Origin of the sequence: Rhodococcus sp. NPDC019647 (assembly GCF_044389235.1) — a bacterium.
GTDB lineage: Bacteria > Actinomycetota > Actinomycetes > Mycobacteriales > Mycobacteriaceae > Rhodococcus_F > Rhodococcus_F oxybenzonivorans.
This window is the reverse complement of the sequence record NZ_JBIRXS010000020.1, coordinates 1-17374: the sequence shown is the minus strand read 5'-3', so window position 1 is coordinate 17374 and position 17374 is coordinate 1. Positions and strand designations below refer to the sequence as shown.

General features: G+C 61.6%; 17 protein-coding genes. 3 read left to right on the top strand and 14 right to left on the bottom strand.

Going from position 1 to position 17374, the window contains the following annotated elements; translation table 11 throughout:
- Nucleotides 1-152 precede the first annotated feature (152 nt).
- Nucleotides 153-2012: an HNH endonuclease gene (locus tag ACH49N_RS27015; protein WP_358275569.1), complete on the top strand. Its 1860-nt coding sequence runs from the start codon at nt 153-155 to the stop codon at nt 2010-2012.
- Between the two features lie 385 nt (nt 2013-2397).
- Here the strand turns inward: ACH49N_RS27015 and ACH49N_RS27010 are convergent, their stop codons facing one another.
- A complete protein-coding gene (locus tag ACH49N_RS27010) occupies nt 2398-3738 on the bottom strand; it encodes a HEPN domain-containing protein (protein ID WP_358275567.1) in 1341 nt (446 codons plus the stop codon).
- Nucleotides 3739-4099: 361 nt separating this feature from the next.
- On the opposite strand from ACH49N_RS27010, the gene ACH49N_RS27005 reads away from it, so the two are divergent.
- Complete coding sequence (locus tag ACH49N_RS27005) at nt 4100-4888, top strand: adenylate/guanylate cyclase domain-containing protein (RefSeq protein ID WP_358275566.1); 789 nt, start codon at nt 4100-4102, stop codon at nt 4886-4888.
- Nucleotides 4889-5028: 140 nt separating this feature from the next.
- Here ACH49N_RS27005 and ACH49N_RS27000 read toward each other — a convergent pair whose 3' ends face one another.
- The 3 genes from ACH49N_RS27000 to ACH49N_RS26990 form a co-directional block, all read right to left on the bottom strand.
- Complete coding sequence (locus tag ACH49N_RS27000) at nt 5029-5502, bottom strand: hypothetical protein (RefSeq protein ID WP_358275564.1); 474 nt, start codon at nt 5500-5502, stop codon at nt 5029-5031.
- A 571-nt stretch (nt 5503-6073) separates the two neighbouring features.
- The gene (locus ACH49N_RS26995; RefSeq protein WP_358275562.1) at nt 6074-8011 is read right to left on the bottom strand and encodes a pentapeptide repeat-containing protein; all 1938 of its coding nucleotides are present in this window, start codon (nt 8009-8011) and stop codon (nt 6074-6076) included.
- Nucleotides 8012-8336: 325 nt separating this feature from the next.
- Nucleotides 8337-8903: a recombinase family protein gene (locus tag ACH49N_RS26990; protein WP_358275560.1), complete on the bottom strand. Its 567-nt coding sequence runs from the start codon at nt 8901-8903 to the stop codon at nt 8337-8339.
- Nucleotides 8904-9252: 349 nt separating this feature from the next.
- Here ACH49N_RS26990 and ACH49N_RS26985 point away from each other — a divergent pair, with 349 nt between their 5' ends.
- Nucleotides 9253-10125, top strand: a complete 873-nt coding sequence (locus ACH49N_RS26985) for a hypothetical protein (RefSeq protein ID WP_358275558.1) — start codon at nt 9253-9255, stop codon at nt 10123-10125.
- Between the two features lie 71 nt (nt 10126-10196).
- Here ACH49N_RS26985 and ACH49N_RS26980 read toward each other — a convergent pair whose 3' ends face one another.
- The 10 genes from ACH49N_RS26980 to ACH49N_RS26935 form a co-directional block, all read right to left on the bottom strand.
- Complete coding sequence (locus tag ACH49N_RS26980; RefSeq protein WP_397504798.1) at nt 10197-10739, bottom strand: hypothetical protein; 543 nt, start codon at nt 10737-10739, stop codon at nt 10197-10199.
- Nucleotides 10723-11649, bottom strand: a complete 927-nt coding sequence (locus tag ACH49N_RS26975; protein WP_358275554.1) for a hypothetical protein — start codon at nt 11647-11649, stop codon at nt 10723-10725. The genes ACH49N_RS26980 and ACH49N_RS26975 overlap by 17 nt, the downstream gene beginning before the upstream one ends.
- Before the next feature lie 271 nt (nt 11650-11920).
- Nucleotides 11921-12127, bottom strand: a complete 207-nt coding sequence (locus ACH49N_RS26970) for a hypothetical protein (RefSeq protein WP_358275552.1) — start codon at nt 12125-12127, stop codon at nt 11921-11923.
- Nucleotides 12128-12134: 7 nt separating this feature from the next.
- Nucleotides 12135-12329, bottom strand: coding sequence for a hypothetical protein (locus ACH49N_RS26965; RefSeq protein ID WP_358275550.1), 195 nt, complete (start codon nt 12327-12329; stop codon nt 12135-12137).
- Nucleotides 12326-12883, bottom strand: a complete 558-nt coding sequence (locus ACH49N_RS26960) for a DnaB-like helicase N-terminal domain-containing protein (RefSeq protein ID WP_358275548.1) — start codon at nt 12881-12883, stop codon at nt 12326-12328. Before ACH49N_RS26960 ends, ACH49N_RS26965 begins: the two co-directional genes overlap by 4 nt.
- 38 nt (nt 12884-12921) lie before the next feature.
- Nucleotides 12922-13149, bottom strand: a complete 228-nt coding sequence (gene nrdH / locus ACH49N_RS26955; RefSeq protein WP_358275546.1) for a glutaredoxin-like protein NrdH — start codon at nt 13147-13149, stop codon at nt 12922-12924.
- A gap of 602 nt (nt 13150-13751) precedes the next feature.
- Nucleotides 13752-15356, bottom strand: a complete 1605-nt coding sequence (locus ACH49N_RS26950; RefSeq protein WP_358275545.1) for a ParB N-terminal domain-containing protein — start codon at nt 15354-15356, stop codon at nt 13752-13754.
- Between the two features lie 90 nt (nt 15357-15446).
- A complete protein-coding gene (locus ACH49N_RS26945) occupies nt 15447-15884 on the bottom strand; it encodes a hypothetical protein (protein WP_358275543.1) in 438 nt (145 codons plus the stop codon).
- Between the two features lie 32 nt (nt 15885-15916).
- A complete protein-coding gene (locus ACH49N_RS26940) occupies nt 15917-16138 on the bottom strand; it encodes a hypothetical protein (RefSeq protein WP_358275541.1) in 222 nt (73 codons plus the stop codon).
- Nucleotides 16139-16555: 417 nt separating this feature from the next.
- Nucleotides 16556-17374: CopG family transcriptional regulator (locus tag ACH49N_RS26935; RefSeq protein ID WP_358275539.1), on the bottom strand; the 819-nt coding region annotated here is incomplete at its 5' end.

Genomic DNA, 17374 nt, shown 5'->3' with positions numbered 1-17374 from the left:
GCAGCGGAGCTCCTATCGGGGGACACCGCAGGTGGCCTAGAAAAGCCGTTGGGCACCTCGCGGTTGCGCGGAGGATCGTCCCCGCGAGACTTGGACCGGCCAGAAGGCACAGAGTGAAGTCTCGGCACTTACCCTCACATTGTCGGTGGCACATGGCACAATCCGTTGTCCGAGCGAGGAGAGGCCGCATGTTCGTCAAGTGCATCGATTGCCCCACGATGTTCGACCCTCGCCCGAGCGGCCGCGGCCCATTCAGACAGCGGTGCCCTGAGCATCGTGAGCTGCGGAAGAAGGAACTCGTTAAGGCACGCGCTGCGCTCAGACGAGCTGAAGAATGGGGTGTGCCTGCGGAACTGGTCTTTGCCAGCGACGTGTTCGAACGAGATCGGTGGATCTGCCATATCTGCAACCTGGAGATCCCAAAGGGGCAACGGACGGTTCGCGATCTCGGGAGCAGGTACGAGCCACTCGCACCCGTCGTTGATCACGAACAGCCCCTGTCTAAGGGCGGTCCTCACACGCTCGCCAACTGTCGCGCAGCACACTGGAGTTGCAATGCCCGGAAACACAATGCTGAGCGATACTCGCCATTGGCGACACAAGACGTCGAGTCGGGAGTCGGTCTGGAATCCGTCGAAACGACGACGGTCACCTCACTCGTCGGCGTTGAGCCGGCGAAGACTCGCGGCCGCCCTCGTGTGAACGTCGGCCCCTGCGGCGTCGACGAGTGCCCCCGACCAGCTAAGACTACGGGTCTGTGCCAGCCGCACTACTACCGCAAGAAGAACTACGGGGATCCCCTGAAACAAGCTTGTGGTTGCGGGTGTGGAGAATTGGTACGTGTGGATCCATCCCACGAGGGACTTTTCTATCTCTCGGGGCATGGGGTTCAGACGAACGTCATATCTCCGGTGGCGAAGCTGCGGAATGGTGTCACGTCCCAGCCGGTATCCGAGCACGGTCGCGTTAGTTACGGGCTGACGGACGACTGCGATATCTGGACAGGTCCGAAGTCTCCGCAGGGGTACGGTCGGGTTTACCTCGCAGTACCCGGGAAGAAGCGGAGAGGTCGATCGGTCCAGACTCATCGGCTCGCTTACGCGCTGGTCCATGGCGAAGAATCCATACTCGGGCTGACCGTCGACCATCTGTGCGCGGTTCCACTCTGCTGTAACCCGAACCATCTCGAAGCTGTCTCGATCGCCGAGAATCTCCGCCGGGCTGGCGAGATGGTCCGCACATGTCCTGCTGGACACCCCTACGACGAAGACAACACGTACTACGGACTTGAAGGGCATCGCCGGTGCAACCAATGCAACACCGACCGATACCACGTCCAAGTACACGGGCACGGGTTCGTGCCCGATCCGGCCAACGCAAGCACCAAGAGGCGACGCTGCCTGACATGCAAAGAGGTCGCGGAATCAAAGCCCTCGTTTTGCCCGCGCGGCCATGAGTGCACGCCGGAAAACAAGCGAGTCAGAAATGGCAAGCGTAGTTGTCTCCAGTGCGTCATCGACCGATACCACATCGAGAAGCTCGGTCACCCGTTCATTCCCGATCCGGATAGTCCTAACACGAAGAAGCGGCGATGCCTGACGTGTCGCGAGAACGCGCCAGAGGTCACCCACTGTGTGAATGGTCACGAGTTCACAGAGGCGACCTCTGAGTACAGATCCAACGGACAACGCAACTGCGTGATCTGCCGATTGAACGCGAGGCATGTCCCGAAGCACAACCACGAGTATGTGATCGACCCGGACAATCTGACGACACAGCGACGCTGCTTGACCTGCCGCCTTGCATGGGAATCTGCTCCGCAGTTCTGCCCTGCAGGGCACGAGTTCACCCCGGACAACACGTTCATCAAGAACGGCGGTCGGAACTGCCGTGAGTGCGGCCGCAACCGAGAGCATAAAAAACGGCACGATCACGAATTCGTGTCCGACCCGGCGAGGAAAGGTACTGGTCGAAGGCAATGTCTGACATGCCGCGAAAGCCGCGTGTCATGAGTTCTTCGGCCTCGTGATGCGGGATCAGACACCGACGCAGCTGATTGGGCGGCGCCGACCAGTCAGCTAGAAACGCAGCCGCCGTGGAAGGTCAGGCCGAGGGCGTGATCATCCAGATGAACCCGTGCCGAATCTCAGCCTGGTCCAGTACACGAGAACACCGAGCCCGATCGCGACGAGGAACACTGCGACCGAAGTATCGGATCTCGTAGATGACGTCGTCGCTTCCTGTGGTCCTTCCGCAAAGAGTCGATCAGGGTATGACTTCAACTCAGGCCTATGAGCTTTACGCTATTGTCACTCGATAGCTGCGCATCTTGTCGATTTGTCCGAACAGCTGACAAGGCAATCTACTGTGTCACACCATCTCGATCCGCACTAAATTCTAGCGAAGATATTTAGCATTTTGCTCCAACCGTTCTCGTTCGACGCCAAAATGACGCGCCAGCCATAGTCGAACCAACAGTGCCCCGGACTCAGCCAGTACCCAAGCGCGAACATAATCAGGCAAGGGATGGTCCGCGTGCTTCGCCTCCTTGTACGTCTTGTTGAATGCCTCTGCCCATGAGGAGAAGTCAGCAAAGGCACTAATTCCGTTGCCTGGACTACCTTCCAGAACTGTTTCGACGGAGCAGTCGAGAGACTCGTGGATAAGTTTTAGATATTTCGGAAAGTCGAGACTCGTTTTTCGATCATTGATCAGTCCTTGTTCCTTCCCGATTCGATATCCGAGACCCTCGATCGCCACCGCTATCTGCATGAATTTTGCTTCGATAGGAGGGTTTTTCTGGAACTGGGATGATGTGAGGGGTCCAACAATCCGAAGCCAGTCTTCCGACTCCTCTATCCAGCGACGCACATTGTGAACTCCGAGATCACCCATATGGAAGAGCACCGACTTGTCAGTCGGCAACTCCATCGGGGTCTCCCAGTTGCCTCGTCCGCCCCATGTAGCTATGACTTCGCGCCATTTGTCAGCGATCCGTTGATCAGATCCAGGGAAGGTCAAGGGGTATCGGTCATTGCCGACTGATGCAACCTGCAGCCCGCACGGCGACCAATATGCGAGGACGATCAGGTCCTGCACGCTCTGGTGTGCAGGCACGTGCTCCTCCCACGGTATGGCATCCTCAGTCTTTGTCTGAACGAAGGTCTTTTCCGTGAGCGTGTACCGGCCGTTCGCGCGCGACTCCTTCGACGAGAAGTACGGATACATCGACAGGCCATACGGGGTCCCAATCTCGATCGGTTCGCCCGATACCGCATTCTGGGTCACCCCCTTGATAAGGCCATGCTCGCCGGTTTCCGTTTTGGTTGTCACGGACGACAGTCCCGTCCATGCGGCAAGCCCCGCGATTTCGGTGCGTAGACCGTTCACAGCCCAGTAGTCCTGGTCTAGCGCGCCGATCTCGACGGCATACTGCGCGTCCAGCCGAACCCAGCCAGGCAGCCCACCTCCCCAGTTGCTCGTGGACGAACGAAGGTGGCATCGACCGAGTCCCACTTTTCCGTGCCGGTCACGGAATACGAACCGTTCGCTAAGCTCTTCGTCCGACTTCGGAAACCGCGACAAACCAAGCTTCGTCGTCACATCTTCGTCTACCGGCATCTCAAACGTTATTGCCCTTGCCGATAGATCGAGGCGCCCGGCACCGATCTGTTCATGTGTTTCGGCGTTGTGGAGGAAGCCAACACGCTCGGTCAGGTCGCGAAAATCTTCTGCCATTTCCCCTCATTTCGTTCGCCGACCGCATGTCGGTGAGGTTCCGCGTCAGTGGCCTGATCCTCCAGCGCCACCTGTACGCACCGATACTTTATTGCACACCTCCCGTCGACGAATCCCTCCGTCAAGTCATCGCCGCTACCAAAGCGGCTCGCCAGAGCTTCCTGCGCAACCGGCATCGGCCGAGAGCGCGGCCGAACGAGAGACGCTTCGGGCTGTTGTACTGATCACTAATTTCTTCAAGAGTGCCTAGCGCAATCCCCGTCGCGTTGTGTCAGATTCGGCGCAGCTACGGCCTTTGCCCCGATTCTCGGGGTTACGCTGCTTTCGAGGCCTCATCGGAGAAACGAAAGCGGTGCTGAGCATGGCTATTGAGCAACGATTCCATTCCCTTCAAGATTTCCTGGCGTCCACCAATAGTGACGTCGACGGTGTTCTCAACGATGGGGGCGGATTCCCTTTTCCAGTAAAAGGTCGAGAGCTGAACGCAACAGTGCTGTTCGCCGATATCAGCGGGTTCTCGACCCGAACACTCGAAATGACTCCGGTGAAGACGCTTATTTACGTGCAGAACTTCTTCGCCTGGATTTCTGCCGAGGCGCTTCGTGGTCGCCCAGGCATAGTTGACAAGTACATTGGTGATGAAGTGATGGTGGTCTTCGCCGAGGAATTTGGATCGGAGGATCCGTTCGGCGACGCCATCCAGGCTGCCATTGCGATGAGTCGCCATGACGTTCACGCATACCGGCCCCACATCGGCGTGGCGAGCGGACCGGTCATCGTCGGGTACGCAGGGACGCCACTACGCTACGACGTATCAGTGTTCGGGGCTCCGGTGGCGCTGGCGGCAAGATGTGCCGCAGTCAAACCCGCCGCCGGGACAACAGGCCGCGTGTCGTCGACGATCGTGGCACCCGAACACGAATGGGACGGACGAACCTTGAGCGACTTCTATGAGCCTGAAATCCCTGGTGACACCAGATTCCGACTCCTTGAGACAAGGAAGGTTCCGATGAAGGGTCTGGGCGATGTCGCGGTACGGGAGATTCACAACACCGGATTGTGGGCCCCATCGGTATCCGCCGAAGTCCGCGCTCAGAAGAGCCTCGACGCCCTCATTGCAGCCAATCGTTACTGGCCGCGTACTTTGTGAACCGATTTCATCGCATCCTTAATGCGATCGAGGCCCAGCCCCGCGCGGCCGCCAGGGGAATCAGAGCTCTATCCGGTGAACTGACTTAACTGCAACGTGTCTATTTTCTGTCGAGCGTCAGCATGAAACTTCGAGTCATGTCATGCATGGCAGGCTGGGTAGGACCACTGCTGGAATTCGGCGACGGACATCGGGCTGCCCAAGGTGACGAGTACGCGCGCGTACATCGTGTTCTTGGTCGCCCGAGCCGCGGGTGCCGGCGAGCCGGTGCGCCCGGTCGACGGCATGGGAGAGCAGCTCGTCGACGCTGGCGGTAACAGCAGCCGATCCTGAGTCTGAGAGATACCGACGGAGCCACGCTCGAAGAGCAGCTGCCCACCTTGGTCCACACACTTGAGGTCGCCGAGGCGCAGGCACAGTGGGCGCGACAAGAAGAGGATCGCCGCGCCCTGATCCGTCAGGTTCGCTGGGAAGAGGTGAAGAAGGAGGCGTTTACCAACGCTGACATACGAGCGCAACACGGAGCGTCTTCGCGACGAGTTGGCACGGCGCAATGCGGCCGCAGCCATGCGGATGTACGCCGACGAGATCGACGCCCACTCCGTGTCACTCAATACCCCCGACCAAGAGGCAACACGGGAATGGACCAGCTGGATCCGCCCACACGCCGAGTACACCGACCCGCTCAACGGGCCACTGCAGATCATCCAGGTAGCTACCTGCAGTCACGACGAACTCCAACCTCATATGAATGGCTGGAGCACGTACGGCCCTTATCGGCAATAGATAGGCGATTTCGTCATGGCGGCTCCGGTGTGGTGGCGGCGCAATGTGTCCGCTGTCGCGATTGCCACGGCCGGGTGGCCAGCGGAGCCGGCTGCCACTTTCGACACTGGCTCGAGTGCAGAGACATGCCGTCACTATTCCGACGAAGCGTTGGTACAGACACTCGGCCGCGCCGCCGCATGCCGCTCGGTCGCGGGCATTGAGGGAGACAGTGCCACTGTGGGCCACGGGCGGGACGACGAACAGGTGCAGGAAGCCCTATTGCACCCCACTTTGTCCGCGGTTGGGTGGGCTGCGACGGCGCCCGGTCCCCGAGCAGGTCGAGGGCACCGGTGATAGGCGGCGACTGCGGTGATCCGCGGAACCTGTAGGCGTCTTGTGCTACAGGTGGGAAGTCCGTTAACGCTTGGTTCGTCCTCGAACTGCGAAGGCGGCAAGGGCGAGGAGTAGTGGTCCCAGCAACCGGACCAGAAAGTCGAGAAGTGTTCCGAGTGGCGTTGTGGTCAACGTCGCGGTGCTGCGCGTTTGCAGCAAGGAGAGACTTTCTCGGGCGGAGAATTCCAGCGCCGTGATGAAACTCGGGCTCTCCGTGGTCGCTTCGGGGCGGGCGTGCGTTACCGAACCGGTGGCAAGGTCGACGGCGACTATGCGTTCGGCTAGAGGGGTTAGGGCGGCGAAGGTGCTGTGTGTGAACAAGACTGCACTGCCGATGAGCACCAAGGCAAGAGCGGCCAGTGCGCGCGATGCGCGCAGCCCGTACCCGGACAGCGCCCAGTAGGCATACAGGAGGGCGCGTTCAACCCACGGAGATGTCCGGTCACGCGTGTGGACGGGCTCGCGTCCCGCGAGGCGGCGCATCTCCATTTCGCCGTAGTAGAAGTCGGCGGCGCCGGGCTCGTTCTTCGCGTCTTCTAGTCCCTTGCGCAAGTCACGGTAGATTCCTGCGATCTCAAGCGCTGGCAGGAGTTCCTCGCTTGGGCCTGCCTCGCCCCAGCCTTTCGTGTGTACTTGCCGCCACCGTATCTCTTCGACTATTACGCGGCGGCGGGTGAACGGCCGCCGCCAGGACCATTCAGGGGTCCAGCCGAACGAACACTTCTCGTCGATCCGCATCTTATCGAGCTCATGCGCGCCGGCAAATGAGCATTCGCCGAGCGCGATTCCCGATATGACCAGGTTACCGACGTTCGCCCTCGACAAGGACATCACGCTACATCCTGGCACGTGGTCTTCATCGAGGTCTGTGGCGAGTTGCCTCGCGAACTCGAAGACTGACTTGCGGACCTGCCATGGCGCTCGTTGAATCTCCGACAGCTGGTCCCACTCATGAGGGCGTCCGCCAGGATCTAGGCGGCTGGCGATTCGGGTGGGGCTCGCACTCACGGCACCGGGCCCCGCCAGAATACTGCGACGAAGGAACTCCGCATCGCTGAGATCAACTTCCCGCGAACGAATCAAGAGGTGCGCGCCCTCTCTGGCTTGGAGTCGGCTGCAATCGGTTGTCGATGCCGTAATTACCACCCGGCTGCGTACATGAAAGCTCGCCCCTACGAGGATCACCTCGGAACCGATCCATGGCCCGGGATCCAAAGAAAGGAACTGCGCTAAAGACAGGTTCCAGCTCTTTGCCAACGCCCCATAAAATCCGGCTCCGCTGGTGAATGCCGCTTCATTGAACAGAACGTCGCCGGTGAATGTCGCCCCCTGAAAGGCGGCGTCTCCAGCAAACTTCGACTTACGGAACTCGGCTTCGCCGGTGAACGTTGCATCGAGGAACTCGGCGTCGCCGGTAAACGTCGCCCCGTCGAACCCAGCGCGAGTGAACATCGCTTGTACGAACTCGGCGTCGCCAGCGAACGTCACCCCGTAGAACCAGGCGTCACCGGCGAACGTCACCCCGTAGAACTGGGCACCGCCGGCAAACGTCGCCTTGTCGAACCCGGCGCCGCCGGTGAACGTCGCCCCACGGAACCCGGCCCGGCCGGTGAACTGCGCACCGCCGAACTCGGCGTCGCCGGTGAACGTTGCGCCGCCGAATTCCACGCCGTCCAACCGGCAATGCTCCAGCTTGACGGGCGGTATCTGTCCGAAGCGGAGCTCAAGGAGCCCGCTGATGACAGCGCCCCGCAGTCTGACTTGTTCGACTTCAATGCCCGGATAGGCATTGAGGAGCAGCCGCCTGAAAAGGTCTGCACTCACCGTCCGGTCGCCGCCCCAATGCGGCATCTCCTCGATCGCGATCGGGGCGCCATCCGAAAAATCACACAACTCATCGTTCCTGATGGCCTCCAACAGCCGCCGCTCCGCTGGCGTCGGCGGGCTCGATTCGTCTTCCACCCAACAAGGATCCAACATTCCCAGGCAACACACTCACGGATCGCGGCCCATCGGACGTGCTCCGCGGCATTTTAGGAACCGACCAAGCGGCCAACCGTCCGGATCCGCCGCGAGCCAAAAGCCGGACCCATCTCGCTCGTATGGCGTGTGTCGGCCAGCTCTGATGCGACAAGTGGAGAGCATGATCCGGGTGTCAACGCGATGACCGCACTTGAGTTCCTCACGATAGGGGTCCAGGCAACCTTGGATGCGCTCAGGGCCGCCAACTGGTGAGAGACCACAGTTTTTTGGAGCGAACACACGACACCGCCCGTATAGTGTGGACTCACTTCAAATGCCGATACAGGGTCGTACGCCCCACGCCGAGGATCTCGGCGATGTCGACGAGGGGCATTCCGTTCTCGCGCATCTTGTGAGCCTGCCGGATCTTGTTGGTAGTCATCTTCGGGGGCCGGCCGCCGATACGTCCGTGCGCTCGTGCGGCGGCGAGGCCGACCTCGGTGCGTTCTCGGATGAGATTGCGTTCGAACTCGGCGAGGGCGCCGAAGATCGAGAAGATCAGTTTGCCGCCGGAGGTAGTGGTGTCGATCGACTCGGTGAGCGACCGGAATCCGACGCCGCGCTCGTCGAGGTCCTCCACCGTCTGCAACAGATGTGGGAGCGATCGCCCGAGCCGGTCGAGCCGCCACACGACCAGACTGTCTCCTTCCCGCAGGTGCGAAAGGAGATCGTTGAGCTGCGGACGGGACGTTGTCGCGCCGCTCGCGGTGTCCGTCCACACGCGCGAACAGCCGGCGGCGCTGAGAGCGTCTCTCTGCGCATCTGCGGCCTGTTCGGCGGTCGAGACCCTCGCGTAGCCCAAAAGTTCGTTCACGGGCCAGGAGTGTTCCATAACTCACCGACAACCGAACTTGTGAAACATCGGTTTCGGACACGAGTTTCGGAACACATACGTTCCCTGGTCAACCCTCGGAGCCGCGCATGTTCCGAAAACGTTCGTTTCTGAAACACTCCTGAATCTTAGGCCGCAAGCGGCCGGTTGCGGTCCTGCAAGATTCTCAAGCCACGAGCCGGCAGGCGGGAACCATCCTGGTAACGCACAATCGGGCCAATTTGGCTTCTACCGTTAGTTCACGGCGAACGTCGCACCTGTCCGCGGGCTCGAACCGTGGTCATCCAGTTCGTTGGCACACATGGTCTCCGCCTTTTGTTAGCGCATTCGCGCCAGCTATGGTCGGCGGGTGAGAGAGTGGGCAACGTTGATCGGCATATGGACCACACTTGCTCTCGCTTTGCTGTGGTTGCTGGCGAACACATTCGAGTGGGGCCCTGTGCAGATGGGTCCGCTTTCTGCATGGATTGCGGCCGTGGCTACCTTCTGGGCAGTCGTCGCCGCACTCCGCTCGAATAAGCGTGCTTTGGCGGTTTCGCAGCTGTCCTTGGCTGCTTCACAACAAGGGCTGGAAGACGCGGAGACTCGTGCGATCAAAGATCGGGACTACGTACATCGCCGCGAGAACACAAAGGCAATTGCCGATATGTGGGCGACTATCAGCACAATTGGCCCCCTTCTCGACCATTGGCGCTGGGTGACCGCGAGTTCTAGTGGGGAGGCAACAGCACGCCAGGCGGCAGTGACCGCCGGCGTCGCTGCCGCGGAGTCTGCAGTGTTCTACGCCAGAGCAATCACTCGGACGGGACCAGTCCGCACGCACGTTGAAAACGTTGCTAGGAAATTTGAAAAATTCGTTGAGTGTCTTCGAGCAGGGCCCGAAGAACACGAATCCGTGGATTGGTGGTTAGACGAATCCGTCCTACCGGAGCATAAGGATATTCTTGCAGAGCGCGGTAAGGCAGTGCAGCTCCTACGAGACCATCTGCCACTCCATGATGCCGCCGAGGACGAGGCGCGACAACGTGCCCTTCAGAAACAACGTTCCGGACGAAGCGCAGCATTTGAAGAACTACTAGCCACGGCAAGACAATTAATTAACGATCAAACTAGAAACGTTTGGTTCGGATTCGCTCTCTCAGATCTTAACAAGCCTGACGAAACAGCCTCTGAAACAGACCCGAAGGGTGATGACGAGCCTCATTCAACCGGAGGCAAATAGCCGCCGTACAATTCCGTCTGCGTCACTTGATGTCGGCATAAAGACTTGATTACACCTGCCCCGCTAACTCCTCACTGCTCATTTCCTAAATCCCGTCGGCGCATTCTTTGATCGCGGGCATTCTTTTCCTTGAGCGCGCGGATCCTGGCGGCTCGAGCCGAATGCCGCCGAGTAATTCGGATAAGAGTGAGTGACCCTAAAATTGAATACATTCCCAGCCCCACAAGGATGGAAGCCAAGACGACGAGCAGATTGGGCGGAATCGCCTTATAAATCAGAAAGACGAACAGCGACAAACCTGCGGTAGAGAAGCCGACAGCGGCGACAATTTCATATGGCTTCCGTACGTTCGATTCGCTTGAGTCTATCGAGCGAATCAGTACGCCATATTCATCTTTACTCAGCATGTCGGTGATCCATCGATTCCCAACCAGTGTTGTCGCGCCCACTGCACAGCCGGCAGCAACCCCAGCAACCAGCATTGGACCGATTCCTTCCAAAGTCTCACCCCGGAGCAAAGAAATCACACAGAAGGTCGCCGCCAGAAGTACGCTGACGCAGAGATCCCAATTCCGCGTCAACACATTCCCACGTCGGTCAGCCGGCGATTTCATCGGACGCATCATCCATGGCCATGGGAGACGAACCCACCGGCAGTCTCGATATTGCGGCCATAAGTTCGTCCTCGGTCGCCTGAGGCCCCGAGCCCCGCGTCCTGACCCGTGCCAGTGTTTTAGATGCGGTGCCCTTTATTTTTGTCCAGATTGTTTCATCATTCTTATCGTCAATTCCGGTCAAGGTTGCACGCCCATAGTTTCGGGTGACGTGGTCGAGTGCTTGCTGGAATGGTTCAGAATCCGTATCAATTTTTCCATCTACAGGAGCAGTTCCGGCAAGACGCAAATGCTCAACGTGGGTTTCTTCGACCAACCTCTCGATCAGATAATCATCGTCGTAATGAGGATTTGGCCGGTCCAGGGTGAAGTCGAATCGTGTGACACGTTCAACCGTTTCCAACCAATTCTTATAATCGGATTCATAGGCAAGGGGAGTGAGAATCCATTGAGATGGGCCACGTCCGGAATTCATAAGATCACTGAAGGCGCGGATAAACGTTTGCTCTCGGACAACATTTGAAATTATTTGAAAGCTAATAACCCCTGAGTGCGAGAGGAAGAATGGGACCATTACCCCTGTGGGTGCCTGCCCCTCAATAAAGTCTCCCCTCTCTTTGTCGAAAATCAGTGTATTTATCTCGTCTTCGCGAACGAAACCAATCTTTCCAAAATAACCCTGTGGAGCCTCATCGAGGATCTTCGTGAGGTACCAACGTCGCTTATAGAGATCCTTCGTCAAGCCCGGCGTCCAGGATTCCTCAACCGCCTGCGAGATTGATCCCGGAACGAAAAGCCCTTCGAAAGTCACCTCGGCGACACCAATAGTGTGCTCTGTCAGCCGTCCCGAGTCACCGGCACTCGACTCAGATGTCGCGGAGTTGCGATCTTCGGGTTCGTTGCTTGGCATGCATCACTCCTGGTAGACGGCGTTTCGAACATCGTACGGCCCTGGGCTTTTTCAGATCATCTGGGCCAACATCCCGGAAATACGTCATCGGCCTCTCGGCAACTGCTCTCTGGTGGCGGAGTGTGTCTGGACATGATCGAGGAGGATGAATGCTTTTGTCGCGGTCGAGTGTGGTGTTCTGTCCGTGGTCTTGACTTGATTCCTTGGACGGCTCCGTCGATCTACGGCTGTGTGGGTGCGGCGGTGTTCCTACCGCGCCGGGGCTGGGTGCTCATGACGGCTCTTTCGGGTGGCCGGCGGGTTCTGTCCCGGCGAGGCTGTGTAGGACGAGGGCGCGGATGAAGGTGTCGAGGATGGTGGTTTCGGTGGCGTCGAGGGCGAGTTCGCCGTCGACGGAGTGTTGTCCGTGGTGATCGACGCTCATGCGCAGTCCTGGGAAGTAGTCGGTGGACATGGCGCTGCGGTGTGAGTGTGCCATGGGGCTGTCAGAACAGGCTGATCTGGGCCTCGTCGGCTGCGGCGTCGGTGCGCTGCTGGTAGGCGGCGGCGAAGGCGCGGGCGGCGGATTCGGTGCAGCCGATTTCGCGGCCGACTTGCGCCCAGGACAGTCCGCTCTCGTGCAGTTGCCAGGCGTCGCGTTCGTCGTCGGTGGCCGGGTGGGCGGCGGCGTGGACGGTCACTGGTCTGCTCCTCGGAGGTGGTCGAGACGCTGGGTGGCGGCGCGTTGCTGGCGGCCGAGAGCGACCATGTGCTCGAAGAGTTGGTCTTCGGGAAGTTGTTCGGCCGCTTGGGCGAGGGATTGCGCGGCGGCGCGGAAGCTGCGCCGGTAGGCCTGGGAGATGACGGCGCGGGTGTAGTGGTCGAGGGCAATGTGGTCGGCTCCGCGGGTGGTGATGCTGGCGAGGTGCCGGGATCGTTGGCGTCCGTGGTGGCCGGCGAACTTGCCGGTGCGTTCGAGGTCGGCGGCGACCATGGTGGGATCGTGTGGGGCACCGGCACGGACCAGGCCGGCGATGACGGTGTAAAGCTCTTGGTGGATGGGCTGCTGGAAGTCGGCGGGGTGGAGTGCGTCGACGGCACGGTGAGCGGCGTCGATCGGTGCCCACAGCAGTGCGCACAGGCATAGAACTTCGACGTCGGTGTGGGCGTCGATTCCGAGGTCTGGGGCCTCGATGGACTCTGCGGGCGCGGTGTCGGTGGCCTGGTCGTGGACCAGCTCGAGTGCTGCGGTCATGGCGGGCGGTCCCTTCATCGGTGACACGGGAGGGCGTTTCAGGCCGCGGTCAGTCGGCGGATGCGGTCCGGGCGATATCCGGACCAGTGCTCGTCGCCTGCGGTGACGACGGGGGCTTGGAGGTAGCCGAGGATGCGGAGTTGTTCTCGGGCGTGGGACTCTTCGGTGATGTCGACGGTGGTGTAGTCGACTCCCGCCTTGTCGGGTGCGCGGTATGTTGCGTTGCACTGCATGCAGGCCGGTTTGGCGTAAATGGTGACCGTCACGATTCCCCTCCGAGTATTATTTTCCAGTGGTTTCAGTTTATCGAATATCACCGCTTATTCCAAGGCTTATACGGTGAAATTCTACCTTTTATTCTCGCATTTCCTGCCGCGCCGTGAGCAATTAATCTCCACCCTTCCGTGCCGCCGGTCGGCAACCGCAGAGAACGCATACCGCTCCTCATCATTGCAGGTGCACGCCTTGTTTGACGTACTGGCCGCGTTTCTGTCCGGTACACCGGTGCCCGGAGCGTCAAGGGAAAGTGAAACAAATAGTCGCTCGATATAAGGGAGTACGCGACCGCGGGCGACTATTTGTTGCGCGTCCTTGATGTGGATCGTGGCCCGGTAGAAGAATTTCGGGAACGGCAGGAAAGAATCCGTTTCGGTTCGTTTCGTGGCGTATTTTGAGTTTTGCTTTTCGGGGCCGGGCGGCCGGGTGCGCTTAGGGTGTGGCGCCCGTGGTGGCCGCTGCTCGGCCGCATCCCGTGCCCCGCTCGGGGAGGTGAGAGACAGGCCTGGGCTGCGCGGGATGTGGCCGACCGCGAATATTCGCGGTGACCGGCCCTGGGCCGGGGGTGGTGGTGCCCCGGCCCAGGTGGTGGTCAGTCGATGTCGATGGCGGTGGGGTCGAGTTGTCCGGCGATGGCTTTCTCGACGTCGGTTAGCTCGTGGCCGTTGGCGGCGAGCATGTCGAGGTAGGTGGCGGCTCCGCGTGGGCGGTGCCGCCAGCCGTCCTTGACCATGCGTCCTTCCATCGCGGCGACGACCAGGGCGAGGGTGAGTACGTGGGCGCGGGCCTCGCTGCTCTTGTCGGCCAGCTCGGCGATGTTCTTGCCGGGGGTGAATCCGGTGAGTCCGAGCAACTCGCCGAGGTGATCTCCGGCGTGGTACTCGCCGAGGAGTTGCGGGTCGGTGGCGAGGGTGGCGGTGACCCAGGCGGCGGCGTTCTTCGGCGGTGTCTTGCGGGCGAGCAAGGTGGTGCGCAGGAAGTCGCGGCGGACCGTGGTGGCGGCCTCTGCGGCTTTGTTCAATTCCCGCACCCGGCGGCGCTCGTGCTTCTGGGCCTCTTGTTGTTCGCGGTCGCGGCGGGCGGCCTCGATGGCCTGCGTCTGCGGGTCGGGCGCATCGGTGGCGGCGTGGGTGCCGTCGACCTGGGTGGTGTGCAGGGCGGCGGAGGTCTCGGTCAGCTCGAATCCGCTGCCCTCGAGGGTGGCCGGGTCGAGGAAGACGTACTCCGGGACCCAGACCGGGCGGGTCTCGACGGTGTTCGCGTGCCGGAAGCCGTCCTCGGGCTGGGCTTCGTCGTCGTCCTCGGTCGACCAGTCCACGCTCTCGCCGTCGACTTCCTCGCCGGTTTCCCGGTCGAAATAGGCCTCGTCCAGGTCGACCCACACTCCCCACAGTGCGGGCGTGGTGGTGGTGTGTTCGGCGGTGACCGGCTCACCGGTGGTGGTGCGCAGGTCGTCGAGGGTGATGTGCTCGACGATGCTGGGCTCCTCGGTGAGGATGACGTAGCCGCGTTCGGCGTACGGGGCGGCGGCGTCGGCGCGGGCAGCGCGTTCGGCACGGTCCCGGCGCAGCCGTTCGGCGGTGGCCCGGAAGTTCCAGCACTGCGGGGAGAGCAGTTCGGCGACGGCGTCGTCGTCACCGGCGATGTCGAAGTCGGCGATGACCTGGGCACGCTCGAGGGTGAGTTGGCCCTGGTCGAGGCGCTCGCGGACGGTGACGGATGCGCCGACGGCGGCGAGTGCCTTGACCTGCTCGCGGGGCAGCTGGATGGCCTTGGACACCTTGGTGACCGATGCGCCGAGGTCGAGCATCTGCGCGACACCGGCCGCGCGTTGACCGGCGGTCAGGTCGTTGCGGTGATCGTTCGCGACGATCTGCTGGGTGATCCGCTCGATGCCGCGTTCGGTGTCGCTGGTGGCGGTGTCCGGGGTGACCAGGGCGGGCAGTCTGGTCAGACCGGCATCGCGGGCGGCGAGGGTGCGGCACTGGCCATCGCGGACGCGGATGGTGCCGTCTGCGTAGCGGACGGCCTTGATCGCTTGGAGGACGCCGTGTTCGCGGATCGATTCGGTGAGTTCGGCGAGCTTGACCGGGTCGACGCTGTCGCGGGTGTTGGGTTCGATCTCGGCCTCGACCGGGTTCAGGTAAACCAGTTCCGCGTGTGCGGTAGTGGCGGTGTCGGTGGTGTTTGCGGTCATGGTGTTCTCTCTCCTAGGGTGAGAGGAGAACACCGGGCAGGTATCAGCTGTCCGGTGTTTCCCTTTTTCTCCGTGCGGTTTTGGCTTCTGTCAGGCGGTTCGGAGCATCCGCGCCTGGGGGGCCGCGAACAGGTCGGCGTTGATCTGCGCGACCAGCTCGCGGGCGACCAGCTCGAGGATCGGTCGCGGGTCGGTTTCCCATCCGGCGAGGATGACGGCCCGGCCCCGGATCGGGGTGTCGGTGCCGCACCCGTAGCGGGTGATGATCGCGTGGGCCGCAGGGTTTTCGGGTTGGCGTGGGTCGAAGCGGTGGTTGGCTCCGGCGAGCAGGCAGGCCACACCGGGGCGTCCGTTGCCGCCGATCGGGAAGGCGGCGAGGCGGTAGTCGCGGACGGCGTCCAGGGCCGCGCCGCGCCCGTCCGCGATCCGGCGGCTGGTCCAGAAGTCGTCCACGCGCATGTCGGTGACCTGCAAGGTGCCGTCGGTTTCGACGGTGATGCCGGTGATGGTGTCGGTGCTGCGGGTCATGTCGGGTTCTCCTTCGGTGATGAGGGTTGGGGTCAGGCGGTGAGGCCGAAATCGGTCGGGTTCACCGGCCGGTGTGCGGCGAGGATGCGCGGGTCGTCCGGGTCGAGGTCGAAGACCATGCCGAGAAGGACGGTGCGGGTGACGGTGTCGAGGTCGTCGAACCCCGGATCGCCCGGCACGGCGAGTTCGGTGTAGATCACGCGTGCGACGTCGAACGGGTCGTAGACGGAATCGAGAATGATGGTGTTGCTCAACGGAAGACTCCCGTGCTCGGGACCAGGCACCTGCGGCCCCTGATCGTTCTTTTTGCCCTGCTGGCAAGGGAGAGTCGGATCGGCGGTATCAGGACGGGGTGCCACCCCTGGGCCGAGAAAGTTTCTCGTGGGAGCGAAGCGAGTACGGGTGGAGAAAGTTTCTCGGAGCCTTGTGCCGGCGCTTGCGCCGCCAGGGGTTGTTCCCCGGCCGCCGTCGATCAGGATCGCCAGGCCAGCAGGTCAAAAGAACGATGTTCTTCTCCTCCGGCGGAGCGCAGCGCAGCTCGATTCGGGGGACACCGCAGGTGGCCGGGTAACCGCCGGAGGCGGGTACATCGCAACCCCCACCCGGCCCTGACACACTGGCCAGCAGCTGTGGTCGATCAGTTCGTGTGGGTGCGGAGGGTGTCCGGTTGATCAGTCCGGCTGCGTGCGGCGCCGCGCCTGGCGACGGACGTGGCGCGCCATGAGATACGCCCGGTTCTTCTCGCTACGGAATATCTCGCGATTCACCGCCTGCTCGATCATTCCCGGGGCCTCGAGCACACGCTCCGCTGCCAGACGCATCAACTCGGCACGATCGGACCCCACCTGTGCGGCCAAGGCGTCGAGCCTGTCACGCAGCGGGGCGTCGAAGTGCACATTGACCCTGGCGGAGAAGATTTCGGGCCGAAGATCGCGCAACGGTGCGATGTTCTCCAGGTCTGTGGTGAGGTCACCTGGCTTGTCGAGCAGGCGGCGAAGAGCAACCCGAAGAAGAGCGGTGCTGAGCTTGTCCCCGTGTCGACCGGCGAGACGCCAGATCTGGTGCTTACTCGACGGGTTGACCATGACCTCGACCTTGTCGGACAGTCCGGTCCGCTCCGCCTCGCGGAGCATCGGATGTTTGTAGCGGCCGGGGGTTTCCAGGAATCGGTGCAGAGCAATTCGCATGAGTGCGCTGAGCGTGGTGTCGTACCGGGCGGCCAGCGCCGTGAACTTCTGCGCGGTGTCCGGTTCCAGCTTGAGCGTGAGCATGACCAGCGGGATCGCCCGCCGGACTGCCGAGAGGCGCCGCGCTTCCTCGAGACGGTTGCGGACGGCTTTGGGCTGGGTGACCAGTCGCCGGCAGGCGACTCGGATCAGCGCCCCGAACCGGCGCGGGCCGATGCCCTCGGCCATCTCGTCGAGTCGGTGTTTGGTCTCCGGGTCGAAGCGCAGCGCGATGGGATCACCCACCGGGATCCGCCCTGGCCT

What these genes read in the sequence shown, in the direction of transcription:
- ACH49N_RS27005 (WP_358275566.1), top strand. Translation starts at nt 4,100, where the DNA reads ATGGCTATTGAGCAACGATTCCATTCCCTTCAAGATTTCCTGGCGTCC.
- ACH49N_RS26945 (WP_358275543.1), bottom strand. Translation starts at nt 15,884, where the DNA reads ATGACCCGCAGCACCGACACCATCACCGGCATCACCGTCGAAACCGAC.
- ACH49N_RS26950 (WP_358275545.1), bottom strand. Translation starts at nt 15,356, where the DNA reads ATGACCGCAAACACCACCGACACCGCCACTACCGCACACGCGGAACTG.
- ACH49N_RS26980 (WP_397504798.1), bottom strand. Translation starts at nt 10,739, where the DNA reads ATGAAATCGCCGGCTGACCGACGTGGGAATGTGTTGACGCGGAATTGG.
- ACH49N_RS27015 (WP_358275569.1), top strand. Translation starts at nt 153, where the DNA reads ATGGCACAATCCGTTGTCCGAGCGAGGAGAGGCCGCATGTTCGTCAAG.
- ACH49N_RS26970 (WP_358275552.1), bottom strand. Translation starts at nt 12,127, where the DNA reads ATGGCACACTCACACCGCAGCGCCATGTCCACCGACTACTTCCCAGGA.
- ACH49N_RS27010 (WP_358275567.1), bottom strand. Translation starts at nt 3,738, where the DNA reads ATGGCAGAAGATTTTCGCGACCTGACCGAGCGTGTTGGCTTCCTCCAC.
- ACH49N_RS26975 (WP_358275554.1), bottom strand. Translation starts at nt 11,649, where the DNA reads ATGCCAAGCAACGAACCCGAAGATCGCAACTCCGCGACATCTGAGTCG.
- ACH49N_RS26990 (WP_358275560.1), bottom strand. Translation starts at nt 8,903, where the DNA reads ATGGAACACTCCTGGCCCGTGAACGAACTTTTGGGCTACGCGAGGGTC.
- ACH49N_RS26960 (WP_358275548.1), bottom strand. Translation starts at nt 12,883, where the DNA reads ATGACCGCAGCACTCGAGCTGGTCCACGACCAGGCCACCGACACCGCG.